Raw genomic sequence first — 14728 nt, 5'->3', positions numbered from 1 at the left:
CGAAAGGGCCGGCAAATTGCAGGCCCTTCGCGGTGATCAGGTAGCTGCTTCGATCACTCGTCGTCGTTGAGCTGACCCATGGCGGTGGTGTTGAAGCCACCGTCGACATAGAGGATCTCGCCGCTGATGCCCGACGCCAGGTCGGAGCAGAGGAAGGCGCCGGCGTTGCCGACTTCGTCGATGGTCACGTTGCGGCGCAGGGGCGTCTGACGCTCGTTGGCGGCCAGCATCTTGCGGAAGCTCTTGATGCCCGAGGCGGCCAGGGTGCGGATCGGACCGGCGGACACGGCGTTGACGCGGGTGCCTTCCGGGCCGAGGCTGCCGGCCAGGTAGCGGACGCCGGCCTCCAGACTGGCCTTGGCCATGCCCATGACGTTGTAGTTGGGCATGGTGCGCTCGGCGCCCAGGTAGGACAGGGTCAGCAGGCTGCCGTTACGGCCACGCATCATCTCGCGACCGGCCTTGGCCAGGGCGACGAAGCTGTAGGCGCTGATGTCGTGGGCGATCTTGAAGCCGTCACGGGTGGTCACCGCGGTGAAGTCGCCGTCCAGCTGGTCACCAGGGGCGAAGCCGACCGAGTGAACGATGCAGTCCAGACCGTCCCACTTCTTCGCCAGCTCGGTGAACACGGCTTCGATCTGGGCGTCATCGGCGACATCGCAGGGGAAGCACAGCTCGGGATTGGAACCCCAGCCCGCGGCGAATTCTTCGACGCGACCCTTGAGCTTCTCGTTCTGGTAGGTGAAGGCCAGCTCGGCGCCTTCGCGGTGCATGGCGGCGGCGATGCCGGAGGCGATGGACAGCTTGCTGGCGACGCCGACGATGAGAACGCGCTTACCGGCGAGAAATCCCATGGTTTTTTCCTCTTCTGTGTTGAATCCCGGGCAGCCGCCAAGGGCTGAGGTCCGGGTTGGGCATGGCTCTGCGCAGGTCAGAGCGAGATCTGGCCTGGCTCCGCTAGGGGTCAGGCACGGGTGGGGCGGTAAGGTAGCAGGTCGATACCCGGGACAAAAGCGCTGGTTGACCGCTGCGGTGAGCGGTCGCGCCTCAGTTGAGGAACAGCGTCAGGGTCTGGCCGGGGGTCAGGGCGGAGGCCACGCGTGGATTCCAGTCCTGCAGCGCCTGCACGCCGATGTTGTAGCGCTTGGCGATCTGGTAGAGCGAATCGCCCGCCTTGACCCGGTAGTAGGTGGGCGCGGCCTTGGCGTTCTTGGTCGTCTTGACAGCTGCCTGGGTGGCCTTGACGGTATAGGAGGCCGGCATCGCCACGGCCGTGGCGGTGCCGCTGCCGGTACCGTGCAGCTTCAGGGTCTCACCGACCTTGAGGCCGCGCTTGCCGAGATCGTTCCAGCGCTTGAGATCGCCCAGCTCCACCTCGTTGGCCCGGGCGATGGACCAGAGGCTGTCGCCGGTGCGCACCTTGTAGGTCCGTACCACGGGCTCTTCGGCCACGGCGATGGTTTCCAGGGGCGTGGTGGTCTTGCCGGTCTCGCGCCGTGGGATCAGCAATTCCCGGCCAGCGGCCAGGCGGCTGCTGCCACTGAGCTTGTTGAGGGCGACGAGTTGCTCGACGCTCACGCGGTTGCGCTTGGCGACGCTGCGCAGGGTATCGCCGCGGCGAACCCGGTATTCCTGCCACTGCACCACGGCCTCGGGGGCGATGTCGGGCAGGGTCGCGACCAGGCGCTGGGCCTTTTCCGCCGGCACCAGCAGGTGCTTGGGGCCGTCCATGGTCACGCGCTGCGTGTAGGCGGGATTCAGACGATAGAGTTCGTTGGCGTCCAGGTCCGCCAGTTCCGCGACCCGGGCCAGGTCCAGGTGCTGCTTGATGTCCACCACTTCGAAGTAGGGCTCGTTCGGGATGGACTCCAGGGCCAGGCCGTAGGCGTCCGGATTGCGCACGATCTGGGAAACGGCGAGCAGCTTGGGTACGTAGTCCTGGGTCTCCGGCGGCAGGGAGGACAGGTTCCAGTAGTCGGTCGGCAGACCCAGTGACTGGTTGCGTTCGATGGCACGACCGACCGTGCCTTCGCCGGCATTGTAGGCGGCCAGGGCCAGCAGCCAGTCGCCACCGAACATGTCATGCAGCTTGCTCAGGTAGTCCAGCGCGGCATTGGTCGAGGCGGTGATGTCGCGGCGACCGTCATAGAAGCGGGTCTGGCGCAGATTGAAATACTTGCCGGTGGTGGGAATGAACTGCCACAGACCGGAGGCCGCACTGCGCGAGAGGGCATTGGGATTGAAGGAGCTTTCCACCACCGGTAGCAGGGCCAGTTCCAGCGGCATGTTGCGCTCTTCGAGGCGCTCGACGATGTAGTGCAGGTAGGGCGCGCCGCGGCTGCAGGATTGGGCGAGGGCGGCTTCATGGCTCGCATACCAGAGGCGCTGGCGATCGATGCGCGGATTGGTACCGTTGTCGCCTGCGCCCTGGAGCTGATAGCCGTCGCGCACCCGGTCCCAGATGTCGCCGCTGGTAGCCGCCGCGGTCGGCGCCTTGCGCAGCCATTCCGGGGGACGCTGCATCTTGCTTTGCGTCATGTGCAGATCGGCCTGATAGGCGCGATTCTCCGGCTGCGAGTTGCTTTGACAGCCGGCGAGAACGACCGCGAGGCAAAGCGCCGAGACTTTGAAGGAGGTGGCCAGCACGTCTAGTTCGCGGGTTTTCGGCGTCGCTGGCGGCATTGGTCTGGGCTTTCCGGGAGCTGGAGGATGGGCGATTCTAGGAACCGCATCCCGGGGGGTCAAGGAACAACCCCTTGGCCTGTGACCTGTACGACGACCGAAAACCGCGCGTTCCGGCGTGGTGACGGGACCTGGGCAATAGGTGTCAGAACGTGTCCTTCCAGCCTCTCAGGGCGGCGAAATAGGTATCCTCAGACGCCTCCGCAGCCACTCCGCGCTCCTCCTGCAGGCGTTGGCGCACGCCGTTTTCGGCCGTGCGCAGAAAGGGATTGATGCGGCGCTCGCGCCCCAGGGTGGAGGGCAGGGTAGGCCGCTGGGCCTCCCGCAACCGCTGGGTCTCGGCCAGGGCCTGTTGGACCGTGACATTCTCCGGTTCCACGGCCTGGGCGAAGCGCAGGTTGCTCAAGGTGTATTCGTGGCCGCAGTAGATTTCGGTGGCGTCCGGCAGGCTGGCCAGGCGCTGCAGGGAGGCCAGCATCTGGCTGGGCGTGCCTTCGAAGAGCCGACCACAGCCCGCCGAGAACAGGGTATCGCCGCTGAACAGCAGGGGTCGTTCGCCAGCCACATAAAAGGCGATGTGGCCGGCGGTATGGCCGGGCACGCGCAGCACCTCGAACGCGATCCCCAGGACTTCTAGCCGCTGGCCGTCGGCCAGGGGCAGGTCGACCGCGGCGATGCGCTCGTCGGCCGGCGCGCTCACCCGGGCGCCGCTACGCTGCTTGAGCGCGGCGATGCCGCCGGTATGGTCGTTATGATGATGTGTGATCAGGATATCGGTCAGGCGCCAGTCGGGATTCGCGTCGAGCCAGGCGAGTACGGGCGCGGCATCGCCGGGATCGACCACGACCGCCTGTCTTGTCGCCGCGTCCTTGATCAGCCAGATGTAGTTATCGTTGAAGGCGGGCAGCGGAAGGATGTCGAACATGGATGAGCTCTCGGGTCGGACTGCAGGCCCCTAGGGTAGCAGTGGGTGGTAGGGCATAGGCTTCAGTATGAGAGGACCAGACGATGCACGATGAATTCTCCGCCCAGGTCGATCCGCGCTGGCTGAAGTTGATGACTTCGGCGCGGGAATGGCTGGCAGGCCCCCTGGGCCAGTTGCTGCTGGAGCAGGAGCGGGTGCTGATCGACGAAGAACTCAAGCGCCATTTCGGCAGCTATCTCGTCCATTACGGACCGCACCCGACGGCTCCGGCCAATTGCGGTCAGCTCAGGCACGCGGTGCGCATCGGGCCGCCGCTGGGCGATGTCGACATCGTCTGCGAGGAAGGCGCCTGGCCGCTGAGTGAGCATGCGGCCGACGTGGTCCTGCTGCAGCATGGCCTGGATTTCTCCCTGGCGCCCCACCGGCTGTTGCGCGAAGCGGCGTTGAGCGTCCGGCCCGGCGGCCATCTGGTCGTAGTGGGCATCAATCCCTGGAGCCTTTGGGGCGTGCGTCATTACCTGGCCCGGGATGCGCTGCGCAAGGCCCGCTGTTTCGGCCCTAGTCGAGTCGGCGACTGGCTGTCGGTGCTGGGCTTCGCGCTGGAGAAACGCCGCTTCGGGTGTTATCGTCCGCCGCTTTCATCCCCCAAGTGGCAACAGCGGCTGGCCTGGATGGAGCAGGGCGAAGCCGAACCCAATTGCGAACAGGCAGCGGGTGCGGGTTTCTATCTGCTCTCGGCGCGCAAGCTGATGTTCGGCCTGCGTCCGGTGCCCCAGGCGCGCAAGGAACCGCGCGGCAAGCTGGTGCCCATGCCGGTGGCCAAGATCAGCCGCCGCGAATCGAGTGAATCCAATGAGTGACGACATCGTCGAGGTCTTTACCGACGGCGCCTGCAAGGGCAATCCCGGCCCCGGTGGCTGGGGTGCCCTGCTGAAATTCAAGGGTGCGGAGCGCGAGCTCTGGGGCGGCGAAGCCAACACCACCAACAATCGCATGGAGCTGATGGCGGCCATCCAGGCCCTGGCGGCGCTCAAGCGCCCCTGCCAGATCCGCCTGACCACCGACTCCGAGTACGTGATGAAGGGCATCACCCAATGGCTGGTGAACTGGAAGAAGCGCGGCTGGCAGACCGCCGCCAAACAGCCAGTGAAGAATGCCGAGCTCTGGCAGGCCCTGGATGAGCAGGTGCAGCGCCATCAGGTGGAGTGGCGCTGGGTGCGTGGCCATACCGGCCATCCAGAGAACGAGCGGGCCGACCAGTTGGCCAACCGCGGTGTCGATGAAGTCCGGCAGGCCAAGCAGGCCGCCAAGGCGTAACCAGCCAAGAGGTTAGCGATGAGATATGTAGTTCTGGATACCGAAACCACCGGCATGCCGGTGACCGATGGCCATCGGATCATCGAGATCGGTGGGGTCGAGGTCATCGGCCGGCGACTGACCGGGCGGCATTTCCATGTCTATCTCAATCCAGATCGGCAGATCGACGAAGGTGCCATCGCGGTCCACGGCATCACCGATGAATATGTCGCCGACAAGCCGCGCTTCGCCGAGATCGCCGACAGCTTCTTCGAATTCATCGAAGGCGCCGAACTGGTCATCCACAACGCGCCCTTCGACGTGGGCTTCATCAACATGGAGTTCGCCCGGCTGGGTGCCCATCCCGAGCGCGCCGACATCACCCAGCACTGCTCGGTGCTCGACACCCTGGTCATGGCGCGCGGTCGGCACCCCGGTCAGCGCAACAGCCTGGATGCGCTCTGCAAGCGCTACGGCGTAGACAACTCCAACCGTGAGTTGCACGGCGCCTTGCTGGACGCCGAGATCCTCGCGGACGTCTACCTGGCCATGACCGGTGGCCAGACCAGCCTGTCGCTGGCGGCCCACGGCCAGGAAGGCAACGGCGACGGCAATTACGTCATGCCGGTCAAGCGGCTGCCGACCGATCGTCAGCGGACCCGGGTAATCAGCGCCACCCCCGCGGACCTCGATGCCCATGCGGCGCGCATGGCGGCCATCGAAAAGAGCTGTGGACGGACCCCGCTCTGGCTGGCCGGCACCACCGCCGAATAGCCACCTCCGCCTCTCGCCATACGCCCGGTCGGCCAATGACTGGGCGTCCGCGTTCGTCTGAATAAGCTGAAAGACCTCACAATTTTCAGCTATCGTTCAACTAAGATGCTGCAGGCTGGTCATTTGAGCCCGCATGAAGCCTCGAATTTCGAATTGCGCGGAACTTTATTTCTGCCGCGAACTCGTATGACGATTCGGAATTATCGCTTCGCTTTTGTGGATTTACAGGTCTAGCGTTCCAGAGCAAGGTTCCCTGGCATGGCGAGAGGTCAGATCCCCGTCCGCCTGGAATGATGAGGGTGGCCCGGTCAGGAAGACGCAGGTACCTAGGCTCCAGTTGGAATAGCAAGCCTTTCTTCCCGTTTTAAAATGGCGTTGGCGAGGTTGTAATGGCGCAGGAGGCGTAAGGCACCATGGTGACCGGAGCAAGAGCTTTGAGCTTGGTCCGCGAACAGCTGTTCGCGACCATCGAGGAAGCTGAATCCCATCTTGAACGCTTCATCGTCGAGCGGCACTGCAGCAGCCTGTTGCAGCGTGCGGTCGAGAGTCTTGGCCAGATTCGCGGCGCCCTGACGCTGATCGAACTGGCAGGCGCCCAGTTGCTCGCCCACCAGACCCTGCAGATCGCCAACGACATCCCTGCGGGTGCCGGTCCCGAACACGACGAGCACCTGATGGCGATCTGTCGTGGGTTGCATGTGCTGCGCCGCTATCTCGAACAGCTGCGCAGCGGCCAGGACGAGATGCCCGAACTGTTGCTGCCGGCGATCAATGCCCTGCGCCTGGCTGGCGGCGAGCCAGAACTTCCGGAAAGCTACTTCTTCAGCGTCCGTCTCGACCAACGCCCCCTGATCAGCGCGACCACGCGCTTGGGCCTGCGCGAGCGTCAGGCCCAAGCGCGCCGAATGCGTCAAACCTACCAGATCGGCCTGCTGGGCTTTCTGCGTGACGTCAACGGTGCGGCCAGCCTCAGACTGATGGCGAGAGCGCTGGAGCGCTCCGCCGCGTTGCTGCACGATCATGTCGGCGGCTACCTGCCGTGGGTTGCCGCGGCCACGGTCGAAGGCTTCGCCCAGGGTCGCCTGACCGCCACGCGTGAACGCAAGCAGTTGTTCGCCCGGGTCGATCGCGAATTGCGTCAGATGCTGGGTAACGACCTGCACGAGCCGGCGCGTAGCACCCTCAAGGAACTCCTCTATCTCCTGGCGTTGGCTGGTGTCGAGGGCGCCCATCCGCAGGAGGTCATGAACGCCTACGGCTTCGAGCGCCTCGGATTCACCGATGCTCAGCTCGAAGCCGGCAAGAAGCGTCTCGCCGGTCCGGGCCATGCCGTGATGCATTCGCTGTCGGCCGCCATCCGCGAAGAGGTGGAAACGGTCAAGGATCTGATCGACCTCATCGAGGCCGAGCTGCGCACGGGCGCCGAGCAGCATCGTCTGCCGCGCTCCGATAACTTCTCCCGGCTGTATGTCCAGGTTGGCCTATTGGGCAAGACCCTGGAAATGGTCGGGCAGGAGAATGCCGGTCAGGTGCTGCAGCAGTGCCTGCCGAACATCTCTCAATTACGCGACAAGCCACTCGTGCTCGAAGATCTCGCACCGCTGGCCGATGCCCTGTTGCTGGTGGAAAGCCTGCTGGGCCAGCCCGAAGGGCAAGGCTCGCTGATCGACGTGCCGCTGGAAGCCGAAGGCGTCCAGCTCAGCGTCGCCAACTACCAGTTGGGCGAGGCCCAGGCGCTACTGCACCGGGAAGCCTACAAGGGCCTGACCGATGCCAAGCGCGCCATTGGCGCCTTTCTCGATTCGCGGGGCGATACCCTGCATTTGGCCACCGTGCCGGCGCTGCTGGATACCGTCCGCGGTGCGCTGTTCTTCCTGGGCAATCCCCGTGCCGCTGAACTGGTCCGTGCCTGCACTGGCTATATCCAGCGCTGCCTGATCGAAGGTGGTCAGGCTTGCGAGCCGGCGACCCTTGAGGTGCTGGCGGACGCTCTCAGCAGCATCGAGTTCTTTGTCGAAAGCGGTGGCACCGAGGGTCAGGACGGCACCCCGGAAATCCTCGATATCGCGGCGCAAAGCATCCGCGCCCTGGGCTGGACCTCGGCTGCGGCATGAGTCTCTGGCAACCTGGCTGGTTCCAGACCGCCCAACCCGCCGGCGGTTGGCTGGTCGTGCATAGCGGTCAGGCGTTTCTGACCGCGGGGACGGAGGTGCTCTTCGCCCCGGACGATCCGCGCGTCCAGGGGTTCGCAGGTGAGCACCATGGTCTGGGTCAGTGGCAGGCGCAGCCGGTCACTCTGCTCGAAGTGGATACGCCGGCGGACGTCGAAGGCTGCGTCTGGCAGCCGCTGCGGCCGCTGATGCTGCAGTCGCCCCATGCGCTGTTCAAGTTGCTGGGCTACGCCAATCAGATCGGCACCTGGGCCCGGCAGCATCGCTTCTGCGGGCAGTGCGGTACCCCTACCTTCGCCCTCGATGGCCAGCGTGGCCTCAAGTGCCCGAATTGCCAGCTCACCCAGTATCCGCGGCTGTCCCCGAGCATGATCGCCCTGGTCACGCGCGGCGATGAGGTGCTGCTGGCGCGGTCGCCACGCTTTGCGCCCGGGGTCTTCAGCACCCTGGCCGGCTTCGTCGAGCCGGGCGAGTCGGCGGAGGCCTGTGTGCACCGGGAGATCATGGAAGAGGTGGGCGTCTCGGTCACCAACCTGCGCTATCAGGGCAGCCAGAACTGGCCTTATCCGCATTCCCTGATGCTGGGTTATCACGTCGACTATCTGGGTGGAGACATCCGCTGCCAACCGGATGAGATCGAGGATGCACGCTGGTTCCATCTGCGCGAGTTGCCGACGCTGCCGCCGGCCTTTTCCATCTCGCGCTTTCTGATCGATCGCTATCGCGTCGAGCGGCTAGGCGGCGCTGAACCAGTGCTGCCAGATTAGCTTGACGGTCAGCGCCAGCACGACGCAGATGAACACCGGGCGGATGAACTTGGCACCGCCGGCGATGGCACTGCGCGCGCCCAGATAGGCGCCCAGGGTCAGCGACAGACCCATGGTCAGTCCCAGCACCCAGAGTACCTGCCCCAGGGCGATGAACATCACCAGGGCGACCCCGTTGCTGACGAAATTCATGGTGCGGGCCACGCCACTGGCCTTGAGCAGGTCCAGGGGGTAGAGCAGCAGGCTGCTGACCGTCCAGAAGGCGCCCGTGCCCGGTCCGAACAGGCCGTCGTAGGCGCCCAGCGTCAGCCCCTGCGGCCACTGGCGTCGCTGCGGTACGGACGCGTCGCTGAGTACCGGCGCCTTGGGTGTGCCACCGAACAGCAGATAGAGGGCGCAACTGAACACCACCACCGGCAGCAGCTGGTTGAGGAAGTCCGCGGAGAGATGGTGGGCGACCAGGGCGCCGATCCCCGCACCGAGGGCGGTAGCCACCAGGGCATGCCGCCACTGACGGGGATGGAACAGCTTGCGGCGGTAGAAGGTATAGGCAGCGGTGGCGCTGCCAAAGGTGGAGCTGAGCTTGTTGGTGCCGATCGCCAGGTGGGGAGGAACGCCGGCCATCAGCAGGGCGGGCACCGTGAGCAGGCCACCGCCGCCGGCGATGGCGTCGATGTAGCCGGCGAGGAAGGCGACCCCGGCGAGCAGCGTCAGGGTCATGGGGTCCAGGGCGAATTCGAGCATGGGGGTAGGGCGCCAGGTGGAACGGGGGCGCCATCATGCATCAGACGCGCAGCCGTCACCACCTGCAGGCGATCCCGATCAATCCAGTGCGGGGAAGGGCAATCCGACGTAGTTTTCCGCAAGGGTCGTGCGACCCGCTCTGGAATCGAGCAGTGCCTGGAGTTCGGCGTCCTGCACCCGCTGGGTGAAGGCATCGGTATCCGGAAAGCGGTGCAGGGCGGTGGTCATCCACCAGGAGAAGCGCACTGCCGCCCAGATGCGCTTCAGGCAGAGCGCCGAGTAGCGTTCGAGGCAGCTGGCATCGCCGCTGCGATAGGCGCGTTCCAGCAGCAGGTGCAGATTGCGCACGTCGCCCAGGGCCAGGTTGAGCCCCTTGGCACCGGTGGGCGGGACGATATGGGCGGCATCGCCAACCAGGAACAGCCGGCCGTACTGCATGGGTTCGACCACATAGCTGCGCAGCGGGGCGATGCTCTTTTCCAGCGAGGGGCCGGTCACCAGCTGGGCCGCCGTCTCGGCCGGCAGGCGCGCCTTGAGCTCTTCCCAGAAGCGCTCGTCCGACCAGTTCTCCACCGAATCCCCGGCTTCCACCTGCAGGTAGTAGCGGCTGCGGGTCGCCGATCTCATGCTGCACAGGGCGAAGCCACGCGGGTGATTGACGTAGATAAGTTCATCGGCGGCGGGCGGCGTATCGCTCAGCAGACCCAGCCAGCCGAAAGGGTAGACCCGCTCGTATTCGGTGAGTACGCCGTCGGGGATGCTGCGGCGCGAGACACCGTGGAAACCGTCGCAGCCGGCGATGTAATCGCAGTCGATGCGCAGCGTCTCACCGGCGACCTGGCAGGTGACATAGGGGCGCTCGCCCTTGAGTTCGTGGGGCTGGACCTCGCTGGCCTGGTAGAAGGTAGGGGCGCCGCTGGCCTGGCGGGCGGCCATCAGATCGCGGGTCACCTCGGTCTGGCCATAGACGGTGACGCAGCGTCCGCCCAGCAGATCGTTCAGATCCAGGCGCTCGCGCTGGCCGTGGATGGCGAACTCTACGCCTTCATGCACCTGGCCTTCCTGTTCCAGCCGCTCGGCGACGCCGGCCTGGCGCAGCAGATCGACCGTGCCCTGTTCGAGCACGCCGGCACGGATCCGACTGAGTACGTGGTCGGCGCTCTGGCGCTCGACGATGACATTGTCGATACCCGAGCGGGTGAGCAGCTGGCCCAGCAGCAGCCCGGAGGGGCCCGCGCCGATGATGACGACTTGGGTGCGCATGGAGTCTGTCCTTTTGTCTGGCGTGATCGCCGTTTTGTTATGGGGCTCCGGTATTTTTGGACGGTTTTCGCCGGTATCGGCAGCGACCTTTCCGATACTTTCTGGTACTTTTCAATGATTCGTGCGGCTATCGCCCAGGGACTGTCGATGACCACTGCCTTGCCACCCATCTTCAAGCTGTATGGCGAGGCCCAGGCCTGGCCGGCGCCGGACCTGCTGCACTGCGAAACCATCGAGAGCCGCAGTCGGCTGCATGCCTGGCATATCGAAACCCATCGCCATGCGGATCTCGCGCAACTGCTCTATGTGCGCCAGGGCGGGGTGCGTCTGCAACTGGAAGACTGGCAGGGAGAAAGGCGCGGACCGCTGCTGGTGGTGCTGCCGGTGCTGTGCGTGCATGCCTTCGAATTCGAGCCCTCGGTGGAGGGCTTCGTGATCACCCTGCCGGTGCCCCAGCTGGAGCGCCTGAAGCAGCGCTGCCAGAGAGCCGGGCAGGGGCTGTTCCTCGGGGCCGAGTGCCTGGCCCTGACCGGGCCGGATGCCACCTGGATCGATCAGTTGGTCGGCCAGCTCGTCGCCGAGTACGAAGGGCACAAGCCGGGGCGTGAGGTGGTACTCGAAGCCTTGCTCGACAGCCTGGCGATCTGGCTGCTGCGGCAGCATCGCCAGGAACAGGGCGCGACCCTGCCACGGCGCGCCGAACAACACCTGGGACGCTTCCTGGCGCTGGTGGAGCAGCATTATCGCGAGCACTGGAGCCTGGGGCGCTACGCGGCGGCGCTCGGGATCTCGGGAGTGCACCTGAATGGCCTCTGCCGGCAGCTGGCCGGCGCCTCGGCGCTGGCCATCGTGCACCAGCGCCTGCTGCTGGAGGCGCGCCGCACCCTGACCTACACCCAGGCATCGGTAGGCGAGATCGCCGACGCCCTGGGCTTTGCCGATCCGGCCTACTTCGCCCGGTTCTTCCGCCGTGGCACCGGCCAGAGTCCGCTCAACTATCGGCGTCTCGCGGATCAGCCGCAGCGCTGACGGCCAGGCTATCGGCTGCCGCCAGAGTTTCGCCGACACGTGCGGCCAGGGCGTCGAGATTGAAGGGCTTGGTGATCAGGGTCATGCCGGGGTCGAGATAGCCTTCCAGGTGCGCCCCTTCGGCATAGCCGGTGGCGAACAGCACCTTGAGGCCAGGCCGGCGCTGCCGCGCGATCTCGGCCAACTGGCGGCCATTCATGCCCGGCAAGCCGACATCGGACAGCAGCAGGTCGATGGGCCGCCCGCTTTCCAGCAGCGGCAGGGCGCCGCGGGCGTCTTCGGCCTGCAGGGTCGCGTAGCCCAGCTCCCTGAGCAGGTCCACCACCATCTGCCGGACCACGGGCTCGTCTTCCACCACGAGTACCGTCTTGCCCGCGCCCTGGGCCGTGACCGTGGGAGCGGCCAGCCGGGGTGGCTCGACATCGGCGCCCAGGTAGCGGGGCAGATAGAGGCCTACGGTAGTGCCCTGGCCCGGCAGGGAGTCGAGGCGGACATGACCCTTGGACTGCTTGGCATAGCCATAGATCATCGACAGCCCGAGACCGGTGCCCTGGCCAATGGGCTTAGTGGTGAAAAAGGGGTCGAAGGCCCGCGCCATGACCTCGGGCGGCATTCCGGTACCGTTGTCCGCCACCAGCAGCGCCACGTAGTCGCCCGCGCTCACGGCATCCAGGCCGTTGCCGCTGTCGGTCAGATAGACATTGTGGGTTTCGATGCGGATGTTGCCGCCATGGGGCAGGGCATCGCGGGCATTGATGACCAGGTTGAGCAGGGCGTTTTCCAGCTGGTGCCCATCGGTCAATGCCTGCCAGAGACCCCCATCCAGATCGAGCTCCAGCACGATGTCACCGCGCAGACTGCGCAGCAGCAGCTCCTCCATGGAACGCACGCAGTCGTTGACATGGATGGGCTGCAGATCGAGTGCCTGGCGCCGGGAAAAGGCCAGCAGGCGCTGGGTGAGGGCAGCCGCGCGTTGGGCGGAGGTCAGCGCCGAATGCAAATACTGGTCGAACTTGTCCTGGCGCCCGGCTTTCTGCTGCCGCTGCAGCATGTCGAGACTGCCCATAATGCCAGTGAGCAGATTGTTGAAATCGTGCGCGATGCCGCCGGTGAGCTGGCCCACCGCCTCCATCTTCTGCGCCTGGCGCAGTTGCTCCTGCAGCTCCTGCTGCTCGGTGACGTCACGCCCCACAGCGTAGATGAGATCGTCCTCGGCGCTGGCCGTCCAGTCGAGGATGCGATAGCTGCCATCGCGGGCACGCACCCGCGCCCTGAGGCCCGCCGAGCCCTGCTGGCGGCCCAGGCAGCGCAGGGTATCGAAGACCTGGCGCTGATCGTCGGGATGGATCAGTTCGGTGAGCTGGACGCTGGCCAGATCGGTCTCCCGCCGTCCCAGCAGGCGGGCGGCGGCGCTGTTCACGGTCTTCACCTCGCCATCGGCCCGGCAGATCACCATCAGGTCATGGCTGATACGCCACATCCGATCGCGTTCGCGGGTGCGCAGCTCGATCTGCTGTTCCAGCTCCTGGCGCGAACGGGTGAGGACCTCTCGCGCATCGACGATGCTCTGGATGTCGGTGCAGGTGCCGAACCACTGTTCGATGCGCCCCTTGGCGTCACGCACCGGCTGGGCGCGGCCGAGCACCCAGCGATAGCGCCCCGAGCGGTGCCGCAGGCGGTATTCGATATGGTAGGGCTCGCCGGTGCTGAGGCTGTGATGCCAGACCTTCCAGGTCCGTTCCTGGTCGTCGGGATGAAAGACGTTCGCCCAGCCTTCGCCCTCCGTGGAGCCTTCCGGCACCCCGGTGAACTCGTACCAGCGATCGTTGAAATAGAAGTGGTGGCCGTCGGGTCGCGTGGCCCAGACCATCTGGTCGATGGAGTTGATGATGGCGCGCAGCTGCGCCTCGTTGCGGGCCAGCTCCTGGGCCTGGCGGCGATGGCCGCTGATGTCGATGAACAGCACCGCGAAGCGATCGCCTGGCAGCTTGTGGGCGCGCACCTCGTACCAGTGTTCATGCTGCAGGTGCAGCAGGATGTCGAACTGGATGAACTCCGCATCGCCATTCATGAAGTCGATGTAGGCGGGCAGCAGATCGGCTTCCAGTTGCGGCAGGGAGGCACGCAGGGTCCGCCCCAGGACCTGATCCAAGGGAATGCCCGTCAGGGTGGCGAAGACCGGATTGACCTCCAGGAAGCGGAAATCCTCCATTCGGCCACTGGCATCGCGGATCGCCTGGGCCATGTAGAAGCCCTCGCGCATGCCGTGGTACAGCTCCTGCAGCCAGATATCACGCTCGGTGATGGCAGCTTCGTTGAGCTTGCGTTCGGTGATGTCATAGCACACGCCCAGGTAGCGATCACTGCCGTGGCTGGCCATCAACTGGCCGCGCCGACCGAGCCAGCGTTCTTCGCCGGTATCGGCGCGGCGGATGCGGTATTCGAGATAGTCCAGAGCGTCGTCGCCCGGCGTCGCGGTGAGGGTCCGCAGGCTGGCGACATCGTCGGGATGCAGTTGCCGGACCAGTTCGTCGAGGGAATAGCTACGTCGAACCGGGAGGCCCCAGAGCTGGCAAAAGCCCGAGGACACCAGCAGCCGGGCTTCCCCCGGCAACAGTTCGAAGGTGCCGACCCGGCCGACCTCCTGGGCCAGCCGCACCCGCTCTTCGGCCACCAGTTGTTCGGTGCGATCCTGCAGGACGTGCACGAAGCCGAGCGTGTCTTCGGCGTCCTTCAGCGCCGTGGTGGCGATTTCCACCCAGCGCGGCGTGCCGCCCTGAACCGTGATCCAACCCGCGCCCTGGCCATGCTCGTCAATTAGAGCCTGGTGCTGAGCGGTGGTCAGGAAGGCGGCATCGCGGCCCGCCGTCAGCAGCTCGATGAAGCGCTGACCCTGGGCTTCGCCGGCTGACCAGCCACACAGCAGCTCGGCCCCCCGATTCCAGCGCTCGATGCAGCCCTGGCGGTCGGTGATGACCAGGGCATGGGAGGTCAACTGCAGGAGCGCCTGCTGTTCGAGCAGAGAGATCGGCATGCGGGGATTCCATTCAGCGAGCGGGCGTGTGGCGAGCGTTTCC

12 protein-coding genes are annotated in these 14728 nt (G+C 65.7%); 6 read left to right on the top strand and 6 right to left on the bottom strand.

Annotation, left to right across the window (positions count from 1 at the left end):
• Positions 1-53: 53 nt before the first annotated feature.
• The 3 genes from fabI to gloB form a co-directional block, all read right to left on the bottom strand.
• Positions 54-854 carry an enoyl-ACP reductase FabI gene (gene fabI, locus FEZ61_RS04615; RefSeq protein WP_017640233.1) on the bottom strand — a complete coding sequence of 267 codons (801 nt, stop codon included), beginning with the start codon at positions 852-854 and terminating at the stop codon, positions 54-56.
• Between the two features lie 193 nt (positions 855-1047).
• Complete coding sequence (locus FEZ61_RS04610) at positions 1048-2682, bottom strand: lytic transglycosylase domain-containing protein (RefSeq protein WP_026083748.1); 1635 nt, start codon at positions 2680-2682, stop codon at positions 1048-1050.
• 145 nt (positions 2683-2827) lie between these two features.
• Positions 2828-3607, bottom strand: a complete 780-nt coding sequence (gene gloB, locus FEZ61_RS04605) for a hydroxyacylglutathione hydrolase (RefSeq protein WP_093251086.1) — start codon at positions 3605-3607, stop codon at positions 2828-2830.
• 83 nt (positions 3608-3690) lie between these two features.
• On the opposite strand from gloB, the gene FEZ61_RS04600 reads away from it, so the two are divergent.
• The 5 genes from FEZ61_RS04600 (at position 3691) to nudC (ending at position 8615) form a co-directional block, all read left to right on the top strand.
• Positions 3691-4467: a methyltransferase domain-containing protein gene (locus FEZ61_RS04600; RefSeq protein WP_017640230.1), complete on the top strand. Its 777-nt coding sequence runs from the start codon at positions 3691-3693 to the stop codon at positions 4465-4467.
• Positions 4460-4924 carry a ribonuclease HI gene (rnhA, locus tag FEZ61_RS04595; RefSeq protein ID WP_017640229.1) on the top strand — a complete coding sequence of 155 codons (465 nt, stop codon included), beginning with the start codon at positions 4460-4462 and terminating at the stop codon, positions 4922-4924. Before FEZ61_RS04600 ends, rnhA begins: the two co-directional genes overlap by 8 nt.
• 18 nt (positions 4925-4942) lie before the next feature.
• A complete protein-coding gene (gene dnaQ, locus FEZ61_RS04590; protein WP_173147489.1) occupies positions 4943-5677 on the top strand; it encodes a DNA polymerase III subunit epsilon in 735 nt (244 codons plus the stop codon).
• 413 nt (positions 5678-6090) lie between these two features.
• Positions 6091-7791, top strand: coding sequence for a ferrous iron transporter B (locus FEZ61_RS04585; protein ID WP_173147487.1), 1701 nt, complete (start codon positions 6091-6093; stop codon positions 7789-7791).
• Positions 7788-8615 carry an NAD(+) diphosphatase gene (gene nudC, locus FEZ61_RS04580; RefSeq protein ID WP_173147485.1) on the top strand — a complete coding sequence of 276 codons (828 nt, stop codon included), beginning with the start codon at positions 7788-7790 and terminating at the stop codon, positions 8613-8615. Before FEZ61_RS04585 ends, nudC begins: the two co-directional genes overlap by 4 nt.
• Here nudC and FEZ61_RS04575 read toward each other — a convergent pair.
• Both FEZ61_RS04575 and pobA read right to left on the bottom strand, forming a co-directional pair.
• Positions 8583-9359 carry a TSUP family transporter gene (locus FEZ61_RS04575; protein WP_173147483.1) on the bottom strand — a complete coding sequence of 259 codons (777 nt, stop codon included), beginning with the start codon at positions 9357-9359 and terminating at the stop codon, positions 8583-8585. The two genes, nudC and FEZ61_RS04575, sit on opposite strands and share 33 nt — an antisense overlap.
• 78 nt (positions 9360-9437) lie before the next feature.
• Positions 9438-10622 (bottom strand): 4-hydroxybenzoate 3-monooxygenase, encoded by a 1185-nt coding sequence (gene pobA / locus FEZ61_RS04570; RefSeq protein ID WP_017640223.1) that lies wholly within the window; start codon positions 10620-10622, stop codon positions 9438-9440.
• Between the two features lie 114 nt (positions 10623-10736).
• Here pobA and FEZ61_RS04565 point away from each other — a divergent pair, with 114 nt between their 5' ends.
• A complete protein-coding gene (locus FEZ61_RS04565; protein WP_017640222.1) occupies positions 10737-11651 on the top strand; it encodes a helix-turn-helix domain-containing protein in 915 nt (304 codons plus the stop codon).
• Here the strand turns inward: FEZ61_RS04565 and FEZ61_RS04560 are convergent.
• On the bottom strand, positions 11614-14685 hold the full coding sequence (locus FEZ61_RS04560) for a hybrid sensor histidine kinase/response regulator (protein WP_017640221.1): 3072 nt from the start codon (positions 14683-14685) through the stop codon (positions 11614-11616). The two genes, FEZ61_RS04565 and FEZ61_RS04560, sit on opposite strands and share 38 nt — an antisense overlap.
• Positions 14686-14728 lie beyond the last annotated feature (43 nt).

The sequence above is a fragment of the Pseudomonas sp. MS15a(2019) genome, from assembly GCF_013277805.1.
Taxonomy (GTDB): domain Bacteria; phylum Pseudomonadota; class Gammaproteobacteria; order Pseudomonadales; family Pseudomonadaceae; genus Chryseomonas; species Chryseomonas benzopyrenica.
Note: the sequence above shows the minus strand (reverse complement) of the source record. Positions and strands in the feature narration are given on the sequence as shown.

Excerpts from the sequence above, each read along its gene's own strand:
- gloB (WP_093251086.1), bottom strand. The coding sequence starts at position 3,607 with ATGTTCGACATCCTTCCGCTGCCCGCCTTCAACGATAACTACATCTGG.
- rnhA (WP_017640229.1), top strand. The coding sequence starts at position 4,460 with ATGAGTGACGACATCGTCGAGGTCTTTACCGACGGCGCCTGCAAGGGC.
- dnaQ (WP_173147489.1), top strand. The coding sequence starts at position 4,943 with ATGAGATATGTAGTTCTGGATACCGAAACCACCGGCATGCCGGTGACC.
- FEZ61_RS04575 (WP_173147483.1), bottom strand. The coding sequence starts at position 9,359 with ATGCTCGAATTCGCCCTGGACCCCATGACCCTGACGCTGCTCGCCGGG.
- FEZ61_RS04560 (WP_017640221.1), bottom strand. The coding sequence starts at position 14,685 with ATGCCGATCTCTCTGCTCGAACAGCAGGCGCTCCTGCAGTTGACCTCC.
- fabI (WP_017640233.1), bottom strand. The coding sequence starts at position 854 with ATGGGATTTCTCGCCGGTAAGCGCGTTCTCATCGTCGGCGTCGCCAGC.
- FEZ61_RS04565 (WP_017640222.1), top strand. The coding sequence starts at position 10,737 with ATGATTCGTGCGGCTATCGCCCAGGGACTGTCGATGACCACTGCCTTG.
- FEZ61_RS04585 (WP_173147487.1), top strand. The coding sequence starts at position 6,091 with ATGGTGACCGGAGCAAGAGCTTTGAGCTTGGTCCGCGAACAGCTGTTC.
- pobA (WP_017640223.1), bottom strand. The coding sequence starts at position 10,622 with ATGCGCACCCAAGTCGTCATCATCGGCGCGGGCCCCTCCGGGCTGCTG.
- FEZ61_RS04610 (WP_026083748.1), bottom strand. The coding sequence starts at position 2,682 with ATGCCGCCAGCGACGCCGAAAACCCGCGAACTAGACGTGCTGGCCACC.
- nudC (WP_173147485.1), top strand. The coding sequence starts at position 7,788 with ATGAGTCTCTGGCAACCTGGCTGGTTCCAGACCGCCCAACCCGCCGGC.
- FEZ61_RS04600 (WP_017640230.1), top strand. The coding sequence starts at position 3,691 with ATGCACGATGAATTCTCCGCCCAGGTCGATCCGCGCTGGCTGAAGTTG.